Source organism: Sulfurovum sp. UBA12169 (assembly GCA_002742845.1).
Lineage (GTDB): Bacteria > Campylobacterota > Campylobacteria > Campylobacterales > Sulfurovaceae > Sulfurovum.
Window position 1 is genome coordinate 221,534 of record DLUH01000005.1, and the last position, 15,185, is coordinate 236,718.

Annotated in this window: 14 protein-coding genes; 9 read left to right on the forward strand and 5 right to left on the reverse strand. The window is 40.7% G+C overall.

The window, feature by feature from the left end:
• Positions 1-138 precede the first annotated feature (138 nt).
• The 9 genes from CFH81_06080 (at position 139) to CFH81_06120 (ending at position 9,628) form a co-directional block, all read left to right on the forward strand.
• Positions 139-1,485: a hypothetical protein gene (locus tag CFH81_06080; protein DAB39796.1), complete on the forward strand. Its 1,347-nt coding sequence runs from the start codon at positions 139-141 to the stop codon at positions 1,483-1,485.
• Between the two features lie 71 nt (positions 1,486-1,556).
• Entirely contained in the window at positions 1,557-2,315 is a 759-nt protein-coding gene (locus CFH81_06085) for a phosphatidate cytidylyltransferase (GenBank protein DAB39797.1), read from the forward strand.
• A 16-nt stretch (positions 2,316-2,331) separates the two neighbouring features.
• Entirely contained in the window at positions 2,332-3,402 is a 1,071-nt protein-coding gene (locus CFH81_06090; GenBank protein DAB40440.1) for a 1-deoxy-D-xylulose-5-phosphate reductoisomerase, read from the forward strand.
• A complete protein-coding gene (locus CFH81_06095) occupies positions 3,386-3,931 on the forward strand; it encodes a hypothetical protein (protein DAB39798.1) in 546 nt (181 codons plus the stop codon). The genes CFH81_06090 and CFH81_06095 overlap by 17 nt, the downstream gene beginning before the upstream one ends.
• A 109-nt stretch (positions 3,932-4,040) precedes the next feature.
• A complete protein-coding gene (locus CFH81_06100; GenBank protein DAB39799.1) occupies positions 4,041-5,054 on the forward strand; it encodes a tRNA (adenosine(37)-N6)-threonylcarbamoyltransferase complex transferase subunit TsaD in 1,014 nt (337 codons plus the stop codon).
• A gap of 130 nt (positions 5,055-5,184) precedes the next feature.
• A complete protein-coding gene (gene gyrB / locus CFH81_06105; protein ID DAB39800.1) occupies positions 5,185-7,500 on the forward strand; it encodes a DNA topoisomerase (ATP-hydrolyzing) subunit B in 2,316 nt (771 codons plus the stop codon).
• On the forward strand, positions 7,500-8,927 hold the full coding sequence (locus tag CFH81_06110) for an EAL domain-containing protein (GenBank protein DAB39801.1): 1,428 nt from the start codon (positions 7,500-7,502) through the stop codon (positions 8,925-8,927). Before gyrB ends, CFH81_06110 begins: the two co-directional genes overlap by 1 nt.
• A 10-nt stretch (positions 8,928-8,937) precedes the next feature.
• On the forward strand, positions 8,938-9,315 hold the full coding sequence (locus tag CFH81_06115; protein ID DAB39802.1) for an NADPH-dependent 7-cyano-7-deazaguanine reductase QueF: 378 nt from the start codon (positions 8,938-8,940) through the stop codon (positions 9,313-9,315).
• A gap of 79 nt (positions 9,316-9,394) precedes the next feature.
• Positions 9,395-9,628 carry a hypothetical protein gene (locus CFH81_06120; GenBank protein DAB39803.1) on the forward strand — a complete coding sequence of 78 codons (234 nt, stop codon included), beginning with the start codon at positions 9,395-9,397 and terminating at the stop codon, positions 9,626-9,628.
• A 96-nt stretch (positions 9,629-9,724) separates the two neighbouring features.
• Here CFH81_06120 and CFH81_06125 read toward each other — a convergent pair whose 3' ends face one another.
• The 5 genes from CFH81_06125 to CFH81_06145 all read right to left on the reverse strand — a co-directional run bounded on the left by CFH81_06125 (position 9,725) and on the right by CFH81_06145 (position 15,144).
• Complete coding sequence (locus CFH81_06125) at positions 9,725-10,486, reverse strand: polysaccharide deacetylase (GenBank protein DAB40441.1); 762 nt, start codon at positions 10,484-10,486, stop codon at positions 9,725-9,727.
• A gap of 74 nt (positions 10,487-10,560) precedes the next feature.
• Complete coding sequence (locus CFH81_06130; protein DAB39804.1) at positions 10,561-11,841, reverse strand: GTP-binding protein; 1,281 nt, start codon at positions 11,839-11,841, stop codon at positions 10,561-10,563.
• 180 nt (positions 11,842-12,021) lie between these two features.
• Complete coding sequence (fusA, locus tag CFH81_06135) at positions 12,022-14,112, reverse strand: elongation factor G (GenBank protein DAB39805.1); 2,091 nt, start codon at positions 14,110-14,112, stop codon at positions 12,022-12,024.
• Between the two features lie 11 nt (positions 14,113-14,123).
• Positions 14,124-14,591, reverse strand: coding sequence for a 30S ribosomal protein S7 (locus CFH81_06140; protein ID DAB39806.1), 468 nt, complete (start codon positions 14,589-14,591; stop codon positions 14,124-14,126).
• A 178-nt stretch (positions 14,592-14,769) separates the two neighbouring features.
• Positions 14,770-15,144 (reverse strand): 30S ribosomal protein S12, encoded by a 375-nt coding sequence (locus tag CFH81_06145; GenBank protein DAB39807.1) that lies wholly within the window; start codon positions 15,142-15,144, stop codon positions 14,770-14,772.
• Positions 15,145-15,185 lie beyond the last annotated feature (41 nt).

Genomic DNA, 15,185 nt, shown 5'->3' on the forward strand with positions numbered 1-15,185 from the left:
ATCCTTGGTTAAATGCTATTTGCGTTACGCGAATTATACCAAAATATTTTTATGGTAAAATTCTACAACCAACAAACCATACAGATTCTCTCACCAAGGTGAAGCTTTGGCAAGAAAATGTTTTAAGGACATTTGATCATGAAACTCTACGAACTCAAAGCCATAGCCAAACGTCTCAATGATTTTGCTTTTATCAGCCGCGCAAGACGCATAGAGGACAATACCATAGAGTTGACATTTGATAAAAATGAAAGCTATTTTTTCAATCTCACAAGGGGTCACAGCTTCATCTACAAAGCTCCTTCGCAAAGACCGCTTCAAGGCTATACTGCCCCCTTTGACACCCTGCTTCATACCCTGTTTTCAGGAAGTAAGATTGTCCACATTGAAGTGTCAAATCATGACCGTATTTTACGCATAAGTATTGCCCCTAAAAGCAGTTACAAAGACCGTACTATCTATCTGCAGATGGAGTTTACAGGTAAAAACACCAATGCAATACTTTTGGACAACAATGAAGTCATCATTGAAGCACTCAGGCATATAGACAGCGACAGTTCATTTCGTGTAGTCCGTCCCGGCATACAACTTCTCGCGATCCCACCGCATAAGCAACAAGAAGAGACAGAAAAAGAGATGCCCGATATCGATGCCTGTCTTGAAGAGAAATATAGACAGATACAGGCAAAAAGACTTTTGGAATTAAAAAAACAAAAGTGCTCTCTTATTGCAAAAAAAAGCGAAAAACTTGCCCGGCTCTTAGCGCAACTGCCCGATCAAGCAAAACTGGAAGAAGAAGAGAAGAGATACAAAACGTATGCCAATCTTATTTTAGCAAATCTTTATCAGATCAAACCCTATGATACCCTGCTTAAAACCTGTGATTTTGAAGGCAATGAAGTTACCATAGAACTGCCTCAAAACATCAAAGTCAACCGCATGAGCGACTACTTTTTCAACCTTGCAAAACGCACCAGAAACAAAGCAGTCAATATCCATATCGAAAAAGAAAATCTCGAGAGTAAAAAAACCTTTTATGACAATATCTACTATGCGCTTGAGCAAGCCAAAGAGCCCTATGAGCTTGAACTTCTTGTGCCCAAACGCGCCAAAGCGCAACGAAAAAAAGAGAAACTCAAAGAGGGAGAACTTTTTTGGATAGAGGGCTACAAAGTCTTTGTAGGAAGAAACAGCAACGAAAACCAAAAACTGCTTGCAATTGCCAAAGCCAATGATGTGTGGATGCACATACGAGATCTGCCCTCTTCCCATGTCATCATCAGAACCGACAAACAAAATCTTCCACAAAGCGTCATCGAAGCCGCAGCAAAACTGTGTGTTGATTTCTCTGTCAAAAACCCCGGAGATTATGCTGTGGATTACACCAAACGCAAATTTGTAAAAATTCAGGAAGGCTCAAGCGTACTGTACAATCAGTATCAAACCATTCGCGTCACAAAAGAAGGGGTAGAGATCAGAATTTAGCCTGCCTAGAAGTACCCTATAATCCAAAGCATGATATAATCATTTAAATTCTCAAGAGGAGGAACAGGACAATGACTAAAATTTTTACTGACTATCAAGAGCGATGGCTTACAGGCATAGCTCTTTTGGCATTGGTCGGATTGATTGGATGGATTGATAGTTTTTTTGTAATGTGGGCTTTTTTAGGGCTTATCTATATCTTTGCATTTTATGAAGCAATGAAGCTTTTCAATCTTACCGCTCCTTCTATGTATGTATGGGCTTTAGTTCTATGGATCGTTGCTTATTTTTATCCCAATCCTGATGATCTTTTTTTCTTTATGGCTGTTATTTTTGCCTCCTCTCTTGCCTATTTTCATAATTTTGACAAGAGACTGCTTTTGCCGTTTCTCTATCCTGTCAGCGGGATACTTTTTTTTCTTATCCTCTATAAAGATTTCGGTATTGCTGCGATGTTCTGGCTGCTTGTTGCGGTGGCGCTCACAGATATAGGTGCTTTTTTTACAGGCAAGGCGATAGGTAGAACCAAATTTTCTGACACTTCGCCCAACAAAACAATAGAAGGGGTGCTCGGAGGAGTCATTCTGGCTACTATACTGGGCAGTTTTGCCGGACTTTATGTTGCAGACTGGGGTATAGCTTTTATCGTCAGCTTGGCAACTTCTGTCTCTTCGGTTTTTGGTGATCTCTTTGAGAGCTATCTCAAGCGCGAGGCAGGAGTGAAAGACAGCGGCGATCTTCTCCCCGGGCACGGAGGAATACTGGATAGAATAGACGGATATCTTTTTGGCGCCATTATTATGGTTATTGCACTAAGAGCGCTTCTGTAGTTTTCATATGTCCAGTATCGTTCTTCTTGGCTCTACAGGTTCTATAGGCGTCAATACCTTGCTCATTGCCCAGCGTTACAACATCCGCATTGAAGCATTGGCGGCCGGAAGCAATATTGATCTGCTCAATGCGCAGATCAAAATACATCAACCAAAGATCGTTGCCATTGCGAACAAAAACGACAAAGACAAAGTGAACCATCCCTATGTACTTTGCGGCGAAGAAGGGATCTTGGAACTCCTTGAAATGTCACAAAGCCAAACTGTGGTTAATGCACTGGTAGGCTATGCGGGGTTGGCTCCTACCATGAAAGCGACTGCGCTTGGAAAAAAAGTAGCCCTCGCAAACAAAGAGTCACTTGTTGTTGCAGGCGAGTTTATTGATACTTCCCTTATTACCCCTATAGACAGTGAACATTTTGGATTGTGGTATCTGATCAATGAACGACCGCTCTCCAAACTTTATATCACCGCAAGCGGGGGCGCTTTCAGAGAATGGGAAACCAAAAAAATGGCCGGCGCTTCTTTTGCCGATGCACTCAAACATCCCAACTGGTCTATGGGAAATAAAATAACCATCGATTCTGCCACAATGACCAATAAACTCTTTGAACTTTTGGAGGCCAAATGGCTTTTTCATACTACACAAATCGATGCGGTAATAGAAAAAAAATCCATTATTCATGCTCTTGTAGAGTTTAAAGACGGTTCTACAACCGCACACCTTGCAGAAGTAGACATGAAACTGCCTATTGCCTTTGCGTTAATGGGTGAAATCCACGAACCTGTTTTGCCACCTACTAATCTCTTAAAGATAGGAAGTATAGAATTTTTACCTATCTGCGAGAAGCACTATCCTGTCTGGCAGATCAAAACACATCTTTTAGCCCACCCTCATCTTGGCGTTGTGGTCAATGCAGCCAACGAAGAAGCCATCAAAGCGTTTGAGCAAGAGAGATGTTCTTTTTTTGGAATGAGCGAAATGGTTTTAAGGGCGTATCAAAAATTTGAGAATATCAAACCAAAAAGCATTGATGAGATCATCGCGATAGACAAGGAAGTAAGAGCCTATGTCAACGCAAAATAAAGTGCTCATACTTCACGGTTGGGGAGGAAGCGATGCTCCTCATTGGCAGGCCGAACTTGCAGCAACTATAGCAAAAAATTATGGTACCGTCTCTTTTCCTCTGCTTGATAATTGTCACTTTCCCAGTAAAAACCGATGGACAAAACAGCTCAAAAGTATTCTTGAGGATTTTAAACCAGATACTGTAGTCTGTCACTCGCTTGGCAACACGCTTTGGTTTTGGCTTTCACAGAACAAGATACCCGCGATCAAACGTCTTTTTCTTGTATCGCCGCCTTCTCTTGCCACACAGATTGAAACGATCAAAACCTTCTTTCCCTGCCCTCTGCCCGATACTCTGCATGCTAAAGAGGTAACAATGATCGTCTCTGATAACGATCCCTATATCACCCCGGATGAGGCACGCAAGATCGCCGGCCATTTTGGGATCATGCCGATCATCCTTCACAATGCGGGCCACATCAATACCGATAGCGGGTACGGGAAATGGGAACTGATTGAAAAATTAGTCATCAAAAACGGGCAATGAATCATCACAAAAGAAAATATAAGGAAAAAATAGTGCGAAGCCATACCATCCAAAATTTCTCATTTCTCATTTCTCATTTCTCATTTGAAAATTCCATTCGGAGATTTTCATGATACTTAGCATTGAAAGCAGTTGCGACGACAGCTCCATAGCTGTAACCCAAATAAAAACCAAACAAGTGCTCTACCATAAAAAAATTTCTCAAGAGGCAGAACACTCTTGCTATGGAGGTGTTGTACCTGAACTTGCATCAAGATTGCATGCCGTAGCACTTCCCCAGATACTGCAAGAGACCAAACCTTACTTCGATAAGCTCCAAGCCGTTGCCGTTACCCATCAGCCAGGACTTGGGGTGACCCTGCTTGAGGGGATTACGATGGCAAAAACATTGGCAACATTTTTAAAGATACCTCTCATCCCCGTGCATCATCTTAAAGCACATATTTACTCTCTTTTTATCGAAAAAGAAACCCTTACGCCTTTGCTTGTTTTACTTATTTCAGGGGGGCACACCCAAATCATCCGCGTCAAAAATTTTGACCATATGGAAATTCTTGCGACGAGCATAGACGACAGTGTCGGAGAGAGTTTTGATAAATGCGCCAAGATGATGGGATTGGGCTATCCCGGAGGGCCACTCATAGAACAGCTTGCCCAAAAAGGCGACGAAAGTCGTTTCGATCTTCCCGTACCTTTACGCAACTCCCCCCTGGTGGCCTTTTCACTTTCAGGATTGAAAAATGCTGTACGGCTCAAAGTTGAAGAGTTGGGAGGAAGTGACAACATAAACGAAAAAGACAAAGCGGATCTGGCCGCCTCGTTTCAAAAAGCCGTCAAACTTCATCTGATTCAAAAAAGCAAAAAAATCTTTGCCAAAGAATCTATCAAAGATTTTGCTATCGTAGGAGGCGCTTCGGCTAACCAATATCTCCGTCGCGCTTACCTGGATCTTTGCTATGAATTTAAAAAAACAATGCATGTTGCACCATTGGAATTTTGTTCCGACAATGCTGCAATGGTTGGACGATACGGCATTGATGCGTTTGAAAGAAAACAATTTATCGATCCCGATGCGATCGATATAGTCAGCACCAAAAAACAACAAAGCGGGATGCTGCTCTAGCCCGGCTTTTCAAAACCGCACAACACTTCTTTATCGCCCCAATAGCGCACAGCACTCGATATCTAAGCTACTTTAGGGTAAAATAAATATCTTTATAATCTACAAAACCCAAAAAATTGGAGTCTACAATATGAGTGATTACGGTGCCAGTAATATTAAAGTCCTGAAGGGACTTGAAGCAGTAAGAAAAAGACCAGGAATGTATATCGGTGATACTTCCGAAAAAGGACTTCATCACCTTGTCTATGAAGTAGTAGACAACTCAATTGACGAGGCAATGGCCGGCTTTTGCGATACAATCAAAGTCACACTCACTAAAGCCGGTTCGGCAATCATTGAAGACAATGGGCGCGGTATCCCTGTAGCCGAGCATCCTGGTGAAAAAATCTCTGCGGCGACCGTAGTGCTCACCGTACTTCATGCGGGAGGGAAATTTGACAAAGATACCTATAAGGTTTCAGGCGGTTTGCATGGAGTAGGTGTTTCTGTTGTCAATGCACTTTCCAAAGAGTTGCATCTTACCATCCACCGCGAAGGCAATACCTATGAACAAACATTCAGAAAAGGTATTCCCCAGGATCCTTTGGTTGCTACAGGAAGCAGTCGTAAAAAAGGAACCAAGATAGAATTCTGGCCTGATGAAACGATCTTTACCGAAGGTGTGGTTTTTCAAAAATCCATTTTGATGAAACGCTTTAAAGAACTTTGCTATCTCAACCCCCAAATCAAAATCGAATTTAAAGACGAAAGAGACGCAACACAAGAGACCTTCCATTTCGAAGGAGGATTACGCCAGTTTGTAGAAGACATGAACACCAAACCGCCTCTTTCTACCGCACAGTTCTTTCAAGGGAAGACCGATGATATTGAGATAGATATCGCTTTAATGTATTGCGATTCTGACACCGACAAAGTGCTCTCTTTCGTCAATAACATCAAAACTCCGGATGGCGGTACACATGAAACCGGCTTTAGAACCGGACTTACGCGATCGCTTTCAAGCTATATTGCCAATAATGCCAATGCAAAAGAGAAAAACACAAAGATTACCGGTGACGACTGCAAAGAAGGACTTGTTGCAATTGTTTCCGTACGTGTTCCTGAACCACAATTTGAAGGGCAAACCAAAGGGAAATTAGGCTCTAGCTATGTGCGTCCTTTGGTACAAAAATTCTTCTCAGAAAACTTCAACAAGTACCTCGAAGAGACTCCGCTTGAAGCCAAAGCGATTATGGCGCAGGTATTGCTTGCCGCCAGAGGAAGAGATGCGGCCAAAAGAGCGAAAGATTTGGTTAAACGCAAAGATTCCATGAGCATAGGAACGCTTCCGGGCAAACTTGCAGACTGCCAAAGCAAAGATCCTGTAATATCAGAGATCTATCTGGTGGAAGGGGATTCTGCAGGCGGTTCGGCAAAACAGGGAAGAGACAGGGTTTTCCAGGCAATTTTACCGCTTAAAGGTAAAATTCTCAATGTAGAAAAAGCACGATTGGATAAAATCCTTAAATCCGATGAGATCAAAAATATGATCACCGCTTTAGGTTGCGGTATAGGAGATGAGTTTGACGGGGAGAGGCTTCGCTACCATAAAATTATTATCATGACCGATGCCGATGTTGACGGCAGCCATATTCAAACGCTTTTGATGACTTTCTTTTTCAGATTTTTACGCCCGGTGATTGAAAGGGGATATTTATATCTTGCGCAGCCTCCTCTTTACCGTTACAAAAAAGGCAAAAATGAAATCTATCTTAAAGACGATAAGGCTCTCAACGATTATCTTATTGAAAACGGCATATCAGCCATAGAGAGCGAAACAATGGGGATAGCTGACCTTGTTGATCTCTTTAAGCTTGTTGCCTACTACAAAATGACCCTCAAAGAGATAGAAAAACGTTTTGCTTTACTTGAAGTGCTTCGCTATATGATAGAAACACCGGATATCATAGGCGCATCAAATAAAGAACTGGCACAAACCATAGAAAAATTTATTACCGATTTGGGATATAACATTCTAAGCAAAAGCATTACCGATGACACGATCCATCTTTTTGTGCAAACCAAAGACGGACTTGAAGAACTTATCGTAGACGAGATCCTCTTCACCAATCCTCATTACAATGAAGCTATTCATATCCATCAAAAGATACAGTCACACATTACCGATGAATTTAGAGACAAAGATCTGCTTAAACTGTTTGCTGAAGTAGAAGCCTCGGCAAAAAAAGGCGCCTATATTCAGCGCTACAAAGGTCTTGGAGAAATGAACCCAGAGCAGCTTTGGGAAACAACCATGACACCTGAGAACAGAAGATTGCTTCAAGTAAAAATAAATGACGTAGAAGAAGCCAGCGATACGTTTACTCTCTTTATGGGAGACGAAGTAGAACCTAGAAGAAATTACATCGAGAGCCATGCAAAAGATGTAAAACATCTGGATGTCTAATGCTGCTTTCAGAACTGGAAGAGCGGGGGCGGCGGTTTAGGCTTGCCCTTAGGGCTGCCATTCCTATCTTGCTTCTTGTTTTTTTGGTGTTTTATGCTATTTTTTTAAAAAACAAAAATATCGATCTTGGTCCAGAAAACCAGCTATTGCTTGCAGGTATTGTTTTTATCAGTGTGTATTTTGTCTATTTTCTTATGGAAATCAGCGCGAAAGAAACATTGGTAGATCAAACCACAAAAGGATTCAACCAAAAGAGTTTTATCAAAAAACTACGACATTACAAACCAAAATCTCTTGCACTTCTTATCGTAGACAACCTTGAAACACTCAATGATCACTATGGTGTAGAAGAAATCGATCTGTTGCTCTATACCCTTATACATCAGCTAAACTCAGATCTTGCGGAACAGGGGTTACACAATGCGCTTATAGGCAGACGCTATGGGGCAGAATTTTTAATTGCCCTAAATGAAAACCATCAAAACATCCAATCGATCTTCAATGACATTATTGAAAAAAATAAAACCATTAACGATATCGAATTGGATTATAAATTTGCAGTTATCACCAATACCGATCAAGGTTTTGAAAAAATCATTTCTCAACTTAAAGATATTATCCAAACACAAAACAATAGCGCCCCCGAACAAAAAAATGACAATATTGTAAAAGATGCGAAAGAGATTACAGCTATTGAAACTTCTGTTGTTGATGCTTTACAAAAAGAGGATATTTCACTTACGTTTAGGCCGCTGCTCCATGTTAAGAACAACAAGGTCGACATCTATGAAATATCAGTAAAATTAAAAACAAAAAACAAAATCAGTATTTTGCCTAAAGTATATCTTCCCATCATCAACCGGCTGGGTCTGGGAAGACAGTATGATTGGCTGATTGTCAAACGCGTTTTTACCCTTTTGCCTCTTTTGGACGAAAGCATCTCTCTAACGTTCAATCTTTCACCTTTTTCCCTCAGAAGCAAAACCTTTCAAGAAAAGTTTTTTTCTGCCCTGGATCAAGCCAATATTCGTCCTTCGCGCTTAATCATACAACTTTATGAACGAAAAGCTCATCATAATCTAAGCGGCTATCTTGAAACACTTAAGTACATTCGAGCCAAAGGAATACGTATCTGTATTGATAATTTTGGCGCATCCAACGCTTCGATGGAATATATAAAACATTTCAAGTTTGATATGGTACAGTTTGATCGTGACTATATCACAAACCTAAACGATGAAACCAATTATGCCATGCTGCGCTCACTGATAAAAATGAGCCAAGAACTTGCTATCCTTACAGTTGCTAAATGGGTAGATAAAGCAGAACAAAAAACATCGCTTAAAACACTTGGCATTGATTATTTGCAAGGTTTTGGAATAGGTGAACCCTTAAATGAAAAAGATTTAATTTACAAATACAACTAAAGGACGAAAAATGAAATACGGAGAAAAAGAGATTCTGGATTTTGATATCAACGATCCAGAACATTACTGGCCCAATGAGCATGAAAAAAATTACACGATAAATATTGAACTTCCTGAATTTATGGCAAAATGCCCACGCTCAGGCTATCCGGATTTTGCTACACTTAAACTTACCTACCAGCCTGATAAAAAAGTGATCGAACTCAAAGCGCTTAAGCTCTATATCAATTCATTTATAAATAAATATATTTCCCATGAAAATGTAGCCAATGAGATATATGATACACTCTTTTCAAAATTAGAACCAAAATCCATGAAGCTTGTAGCAGACTTTAATCCAAGAGGCAACGTACACACTATCATAGAAATAGACAGTAAAGCGAACTGATACGTATTACAATTTGACATTCTTTTTAAAAGTATTTTAAAAATCTATTATGATACCCTGCATTACACAAAGGAGAATCATGATAGATTTTGAAAATGTCATACAAAGGGTAAAGTACACCATTATGCTGCACTCAGACAAAAAGAAAATCCTTGATAAAGATATTGCAGAAGCACTTGGACTCTCGGCTCCTTACTTTGCCGTTATCAAGAAAAGGGAAAAAATTCCCTATGAAGCCATAGCTTATTTTTGCAAAAAACACCATATTAATATGAACTGGATACTGATGGCGCAAGAGCCTAGAGCATTTTAGTTTATCAATTACCAATATGGCTCATCAAAGAGCATTTTGCTGCACACAAGACAAAATGCATATAAATCCAACAATAAAATCAACCGTTGTTCTTTTTTACTTTCTTCTCCTGTCTTTATTGATGATTTTTCCGAATGCTTTGATATCATATTTACTCACGATCATATACCGCGGTATAGCCATCATTGAATCTTTTGGTGTTGCATGCCTGTCATCAATTGTCAGTGCGGCGCTATAGCCTGCGTGTATCGCTTTTGCTTCAAGTTCATCGTCATAAATTCCAAATGCCCATGCCAGATATGTCACTTCGTGTCCCATTTTTTCTTCGAGTATCTGTCTGGCGCCACGAAGTTGCCTGTCAACAAATTTGGCATACTCGCTCGATGAAAGTTTTTTCTTTTCTTGTTTAAAATGGGGATGCCAGTAGGTGTGTGATTCAACACGAAAAAACGTCGTTGCTTCAAGTTCCCGCAGCTGCTCCCATGTCATGGCATATTTGGCATTGGATATTGCACTGGGATAAATAAACAGTGTTACAGGAATACGGTATTTTATCACCAATGGAGCCATATGGGCATAAACACTTTTATGCCCGTCATCAACGGTGAGGACAACTGATTTGGAAGGAATGGATTCTGTTTCTCCTTTGAGATATTTGATTGCACTCTCTAGGGAAACCACTGTGTATCCGTTCGATTTAAGCCATGCAAGCTGTTGGGCAAATGCATCGGTTTTAATTGTCATTGCATCGCTTGCTTCGGTGCCAAAACGATGATAGCACAAAATGGGAACTTTTTTCTCTATTGTGTCTCCACGCAAAAAATCTGTAAACAAAAAAATTACTAAAAATAAATACATGCTACTCAGTGCCAATGCTATCTTCCTTGCAAATTTCACCCGTTAGCCGCAAAGAAAAGCTGTTTTGTGTATGTTTACCGAACAGGGCTATCACTTGCTGTTTCCGATTGAAGAAGACCGGCGGCAGTGTAAACATTGCGCGCATTCCACAACATCCATCCGCAGCTGCCAAAATCTTCACTGGCACGGATTTGATCGCGAATCTCTTTCTGGCCATAGTTGCGCCGGTCAAAGGCATAATCACGAAAAGCTTGAAGCCATGGGCGGTAAGTCAGAGGTGAACCTCCGGATTTTTCGAGTGCTTTTTTTAGTGTATGATTGACGATCTCATAGTTAGCCTTAACCGGATTTAAGTAGCCGGGAATTCCCACATGGAAACCGCTTGGATAAAGCATAGGAGAAAGATAATCAACATATGACGCCATCGCATCAACTCTCTGGCCAATCCCAAGGTCGGCATTGTTCCAGCATACATAACCGAAAATATCTGCGGAGATAAATACATTGTAAGGAGTCAAACGTGTTCGTGCATGTTTCAAAAATTCGTTAATTGTTTTGACACGCTCTGATTGTGTATTTTTGACTGAAAATTTAAGTCCTTTACGGTCCGGGAAGCGAACATAATCAAACTGTATTTCATCAAATCCCGCTTCTGCGCTCTCTTCGGCAATAGAAATGATATAATCCCACGCTTTTTTTTGCGACGGATCTATCCAGTAGAGTCCCTCTCTGTCTTTAAACAACGTACCGTCAGCTTTTTTGACTCCCCATTGCGGATAAGCTCTAACAAAAGTAGTATCTTTAAAGCATACAATTCGTGCAATGGTATAAATTTTCTCTTTTTTTAAATCAGTTACAAACTGTTTTAAATCTCTAAAGCGGACCATCTTTTGTGCGTGGATATTGTTGGCGACAGAATTGGAACTTCTGTGGGCTATCTGTCCGCGATCCATTTTTATATCAATAACTAACGCATTGATTTCGGTGGTTCGGATGAGATGTTTGGCATTATTGATTATTTTATCTTGTGAAGCTCCAAAACTCGAGAGATAAAGAGCTTTAGGAGTAATGCGATCAAGATAGATTGTGCCGCCCCTTTTGTAAAATGTACGCTCGTATCCAACAGCGCGTATGCCGATACTTTCTGAAAGGGGTACATGAAAAACTCCGTTTGCATCCGTGCGATACTCTTTTCCTTCTGAGGTGATAATTGCTGATTCAATCGGTTTGGCATTTTTTTTATCGAGTATGAGTCCTGTTGTTACCGCACTCCATACAACCGTACTAGTCCCAATAAAAAAGATAACTGCTTGCCTTATCCAGGGAAAGACGAGATCTCTACTTGAATTTATCATACCAAACCCCATTATTTACAGCTTTTATAAACCAATGGCTAGTATATCTTATTTTACTTTTGGAACCGGTACTATTTGTTTTAGGAAGTAGTTAAAAAGTAGAGGAGGGAAAAGAGTTATGTATCAAAGCATATGCTTTGATACAACTACTCTTAAAAGCGCAGTAAAGTGCTGCAAAAATTAGCTGTTTCTTTTCGCAACAATCTCTTTGGCTACATTGGTTGGGACTTCTTCATAGTGATCAAATTCCATTGCATAGGTTGCACGACCTTGTGTCATTGAGCGTAAATCAGTTGAATATCCGAACATTTCAGAAAGCGGTACGAAAGCATCTACAATTTTATTTCCTGCTCTGTCGTTCATGCCGTTAACCTGACCGCGTCTTTTCGAGATATCGCCAATAACGTCACCCATATACTCTTCAGGCACTTCAACTTCAACCTTCATCAAAGGCTCCAAGATCACAGGATTTGCTTGTCTGGCACCTTCTCTAAAGCCCATAGAACCTGCGAGTTTAAAGGCCATTTCAGATGAATCCACATCATGATAGCTTCCATCATACAGTGTTACTTTGACATCCACTACAGGATATCCGGCTTGGATACCTCTTCCCATAGCTTCCTCAATACCCTTATTAACAGGCTGGACAAACTCTTTTGGAATCACCCCGCCTTTAATTTCATCCACAAATGTATATCCGGCACCCGGCTCTTGCGGTTCAATCCTGAGGAATACGTGTCCGTACTGACCGCGACCGCCTGATTGTTTTGCGTATTTGTACTCTTTGTTAACAGATGATCTGATTGTTTCACGGTATGCAACTTGCGGTGCACCTACTTCCGCTTCTACTTTAAATTCGCGTTTCATACGGTCAACAATGATCTCAAGGTGAAGCTCACCCATACCGGAAATAATTGTTTGGCCTGATTCTTCATCCGTATTGACCCTAAAGGATGGATCCTCTGCGGCAAGTTTACCCAATGCGATACCCATTTTTTCTTGGTCAGCTTTTGTTTTTGGTTCAACCGCAACAGAGATAACAGGATCCGGGAAATCCATTCTTTCAAGTACAACTTTATCTGACGGATCACAAAGCGTATCACCTGTTGTAGTATATTTCAGTCCGACAACCGCACCGATTTCACCTGCATGGATCATATCAACTTCTTCACGTTTAATAGCATGCATCTTCATGATACGGCCCACGCGCTCTTTTTTATCTTTTGTCGTATTGTGCGCATATGAACCTGAATTCAATGAACCTCGATAGACACGGATAAATGTTAATTGGCCCACAAACGGATCGGTCATAATTTTAAATGCCAATGCAGCAAATGGACCATTGTCGGTAGATGGCACGATGACCTCTTTCTCTTCATCATCCATCATTGTACCCTTGATATCCATCGCTTCTACCGGAGAAGGAAGATAGGCAACAACTGCGTCTAGAAGTGTCTGAACCCCTTTATTTTTAAAGGCTGTGCCGGCTGTCATCGGGACAATATACATACCGATAGTAGCGGCTTTGACACCAGCAATGATTTCTTCCTGTGTCAACTCTTCGCCTTCAAGGAATTTTTCCATAAGCGCATCATTGCCTTCAGCTTCCGAGATAGATTCAATCATTTTTTCTCTATACTCTTGTGCTTTGTCTTGAAGCTCTTCTCGGATGTCTTGCTCATGGTATGCTGAACCCATTGCAGCGTCTGCATCCCATACAATCTCTTTCATTTTTATAAGGTCAACCACACCTTCAAAATTGTCTTCTGCCCCAATAGGAATTTGGATCGGTACCGGATTTCCTTTGAGTCTATCGCGAATTTGTCTTTCAACTTCATAAAAGTCTGCACCTGTTCTATCCATTTTGTTAACAAATACGATAGAAGGTACACCATAACGGTTTCTTTGTCTCCATACGGTTTCTGACTGAGGCTGAACTCCGCCAACCGCACAGAATACTGAAACAGCGCCATCCAATACTCTCATTGAACGCTCAACTTCGATCGTAAAGTCAACGTGGCCCGGAGTGTCGATAATATTGATCTGTTTTCCTGCCCATTGACAAGTTGTCGCGGCAGAAGTAATCGTAATACCTCTTTCTTGTTCTTGTTCCATCCAGTCCATCGTTGCAGCACCATCATGCACCTCACCGATTTTGTGTTCTACTCCTGTGTAAAACAGGATTCTTTCTGTCGTTGTTGTTTTTCCTGCATCAATATGAGCAGCAATACCGATATTTCTTACATCTTCAAGTTTGTGCGATCGTGCCATGATTTATTTCCTTACCATCTATAGTGAGCAAATGCTTTATTTGCTTCTGCCATTTTATAAGTATCTTCTTTCTTTTTAAATGCAGAACCTTTTTCGGTCGCCGCATCCATAAGTTCATTACTTAAGCGCTCCATCATTGTTCTTTCATTTCTTTTTCTGGCTGCATCTATAATCCATCTGATACCAAGTGATTGTTGTCTAGCCGGTCTCACTTCGATTGGCACTTGATAAGTAGCACCGCCTACTCTTCTGCTTTTTACTTCCATTACAGGCTTCACATTGTCCATTGCTTTATTAAATACTTCAATGCCTTTTTCGCCTGATTTTGATTCAATTCTCTCTAATGCAGCATACATTACTTTTTGCGCAACACTTTTCTTTCCATCCAGCATAATCGCATTGATGAATTTTGTTAATACTTTAGAACCGTGTACCGGATCTGGCAATACCGGTCTAACGGGAGCTTTTCTTCTTCTCATTATTATTTCCTCTTCAATCTTTACTTGTTGATTTACTCAAGTCTTGTCCCCTAAGGTTTTTGACAACACCTGTTTAAAGCTTATTACTAAGCTTACACTCACCCCATTGATCGCATTCGAAACGTATTTCGGAATCTCTTTGGAGGTTTCCTCTTTTACTATTTAGTTAAAAGGTTTACTATTTTTTAGGTCTTTTGGTACCATATTTGGATCTGGCAACTGTTCTGCCATTTACACCTGAGGCATCAAGGGCGCCACGAACAATGTGATATTTCACACCCGGTAAATCTTTGATTCTTCCGCCTCTTACAAGTACAATCGAGTGCTCTTGCAGGTTGTGGCCTTCGCCGCCGATATATGAAATAACTTCAAATCCGCTTGTTAATCTAACTTTGGCAACTTTTCTAAGCGCTGAGTTAGGTTTTTTTGGAGTTGTAGTATAAACTCTGGTACATACGCCTCTTCTTTGAGGACATTTTACAAGCGCAGGTGATTTAGATTTTTTCACCACTTTTTTACGCTCTTTACGAATTAACTGATTAATTGTAGGCAAATCGTTTCCTTTCTGGTTAGTTTGAATTGAATCTGGTTTTT

What these genes read in the sequence shown, in the direction of transcription:
- CFH81_06100 (DAB39799.1), top strand. Translation starts at nt 4,041, where the DNA reads ATGATACTTAGCATTGAAAGCAGTTGCGACGACAGCTCCATAGCTGTA.
- CFH81_06130 (DAB39804.1), bottom strand. Translation starts at nt 11,841, where the DNA reads ATGATAAATTCAAGTAGAGATCTCGTCTTTCCCTGGATAAGGCAAGCA.
- CFH81_06085 (DAB39797.1), top strand. Translation starts at nt 1,557, where the DNA reads ATGACTAAAATTTTTACTGACTATCAAGAGCGATGGCTTACAGGCATA.
- CFH81_06110 (DAB39801.1), top strand. Translation starts at nt 7,500, where the DNA reads ATGCTGCTTTCAGAACTGGAAGAGCGGGGGCGGCGGTTTAGGCTTGCC.
- CFH81_06125 (DAB40441.1), bottom strand. Translation starts at nt 10,486, where the DNA reads ATGTATTTATTTTTAGTAATTTTTTTGTTTACAGATTTTTTGCGTGGA.
- CFH81_06140 (DAB39806.1), bottom strand. Translation starts at nt 14,591, where the DNA reads ATGAGAAGAAGAAAAGCTCCCGTTAGACCGGTATTGCCAGATCCGGTA.
- CFH81_06120 (DAB39803.1), top strand. Translation starts at nt 9,395, where the DNA reads ATGATAGATTTTGAAAATGTCATACAAAGGGTAAAGTACACCATTATG.
- fusA (DAB39805.1), bottom strand. Translation starts at nt 14,112, where the DNA reads ATGGCACGATCGCACAAACTTGAAGATGTAAGAAATATCGGTATTGCT.
- gyrB (DAB39800.1), top strand. Translation starts at nt 5,185, where the DNA reads ATGAGTGATTACGGTGCCAGTAATATTAAAGTCCTGAAGGGACTTGAA.
- CFH81_06095 (DAB39798.1), top strand. Translation starts at nt 3,386, where the DNA reads ATGTCAACGCAAAATAAAGTGCTCATACTTCACGGTTGGGGAGGAAGC.
- CFH81_06080 (DAB39796.1), top strand. Translation starts at nt 139, where the DNA reads ATGAAACTCTACGAACTCAAAGCCATAGCCAAACGTCTCAATGATTTT.
- CFH81_06115 (DAB39802.1), top strand. Translation starts at nt 8,938, where the DNA reads ATGAAATACGGAGAAAAAGAGATTCTGGATTTTGATATCAACGATCCA.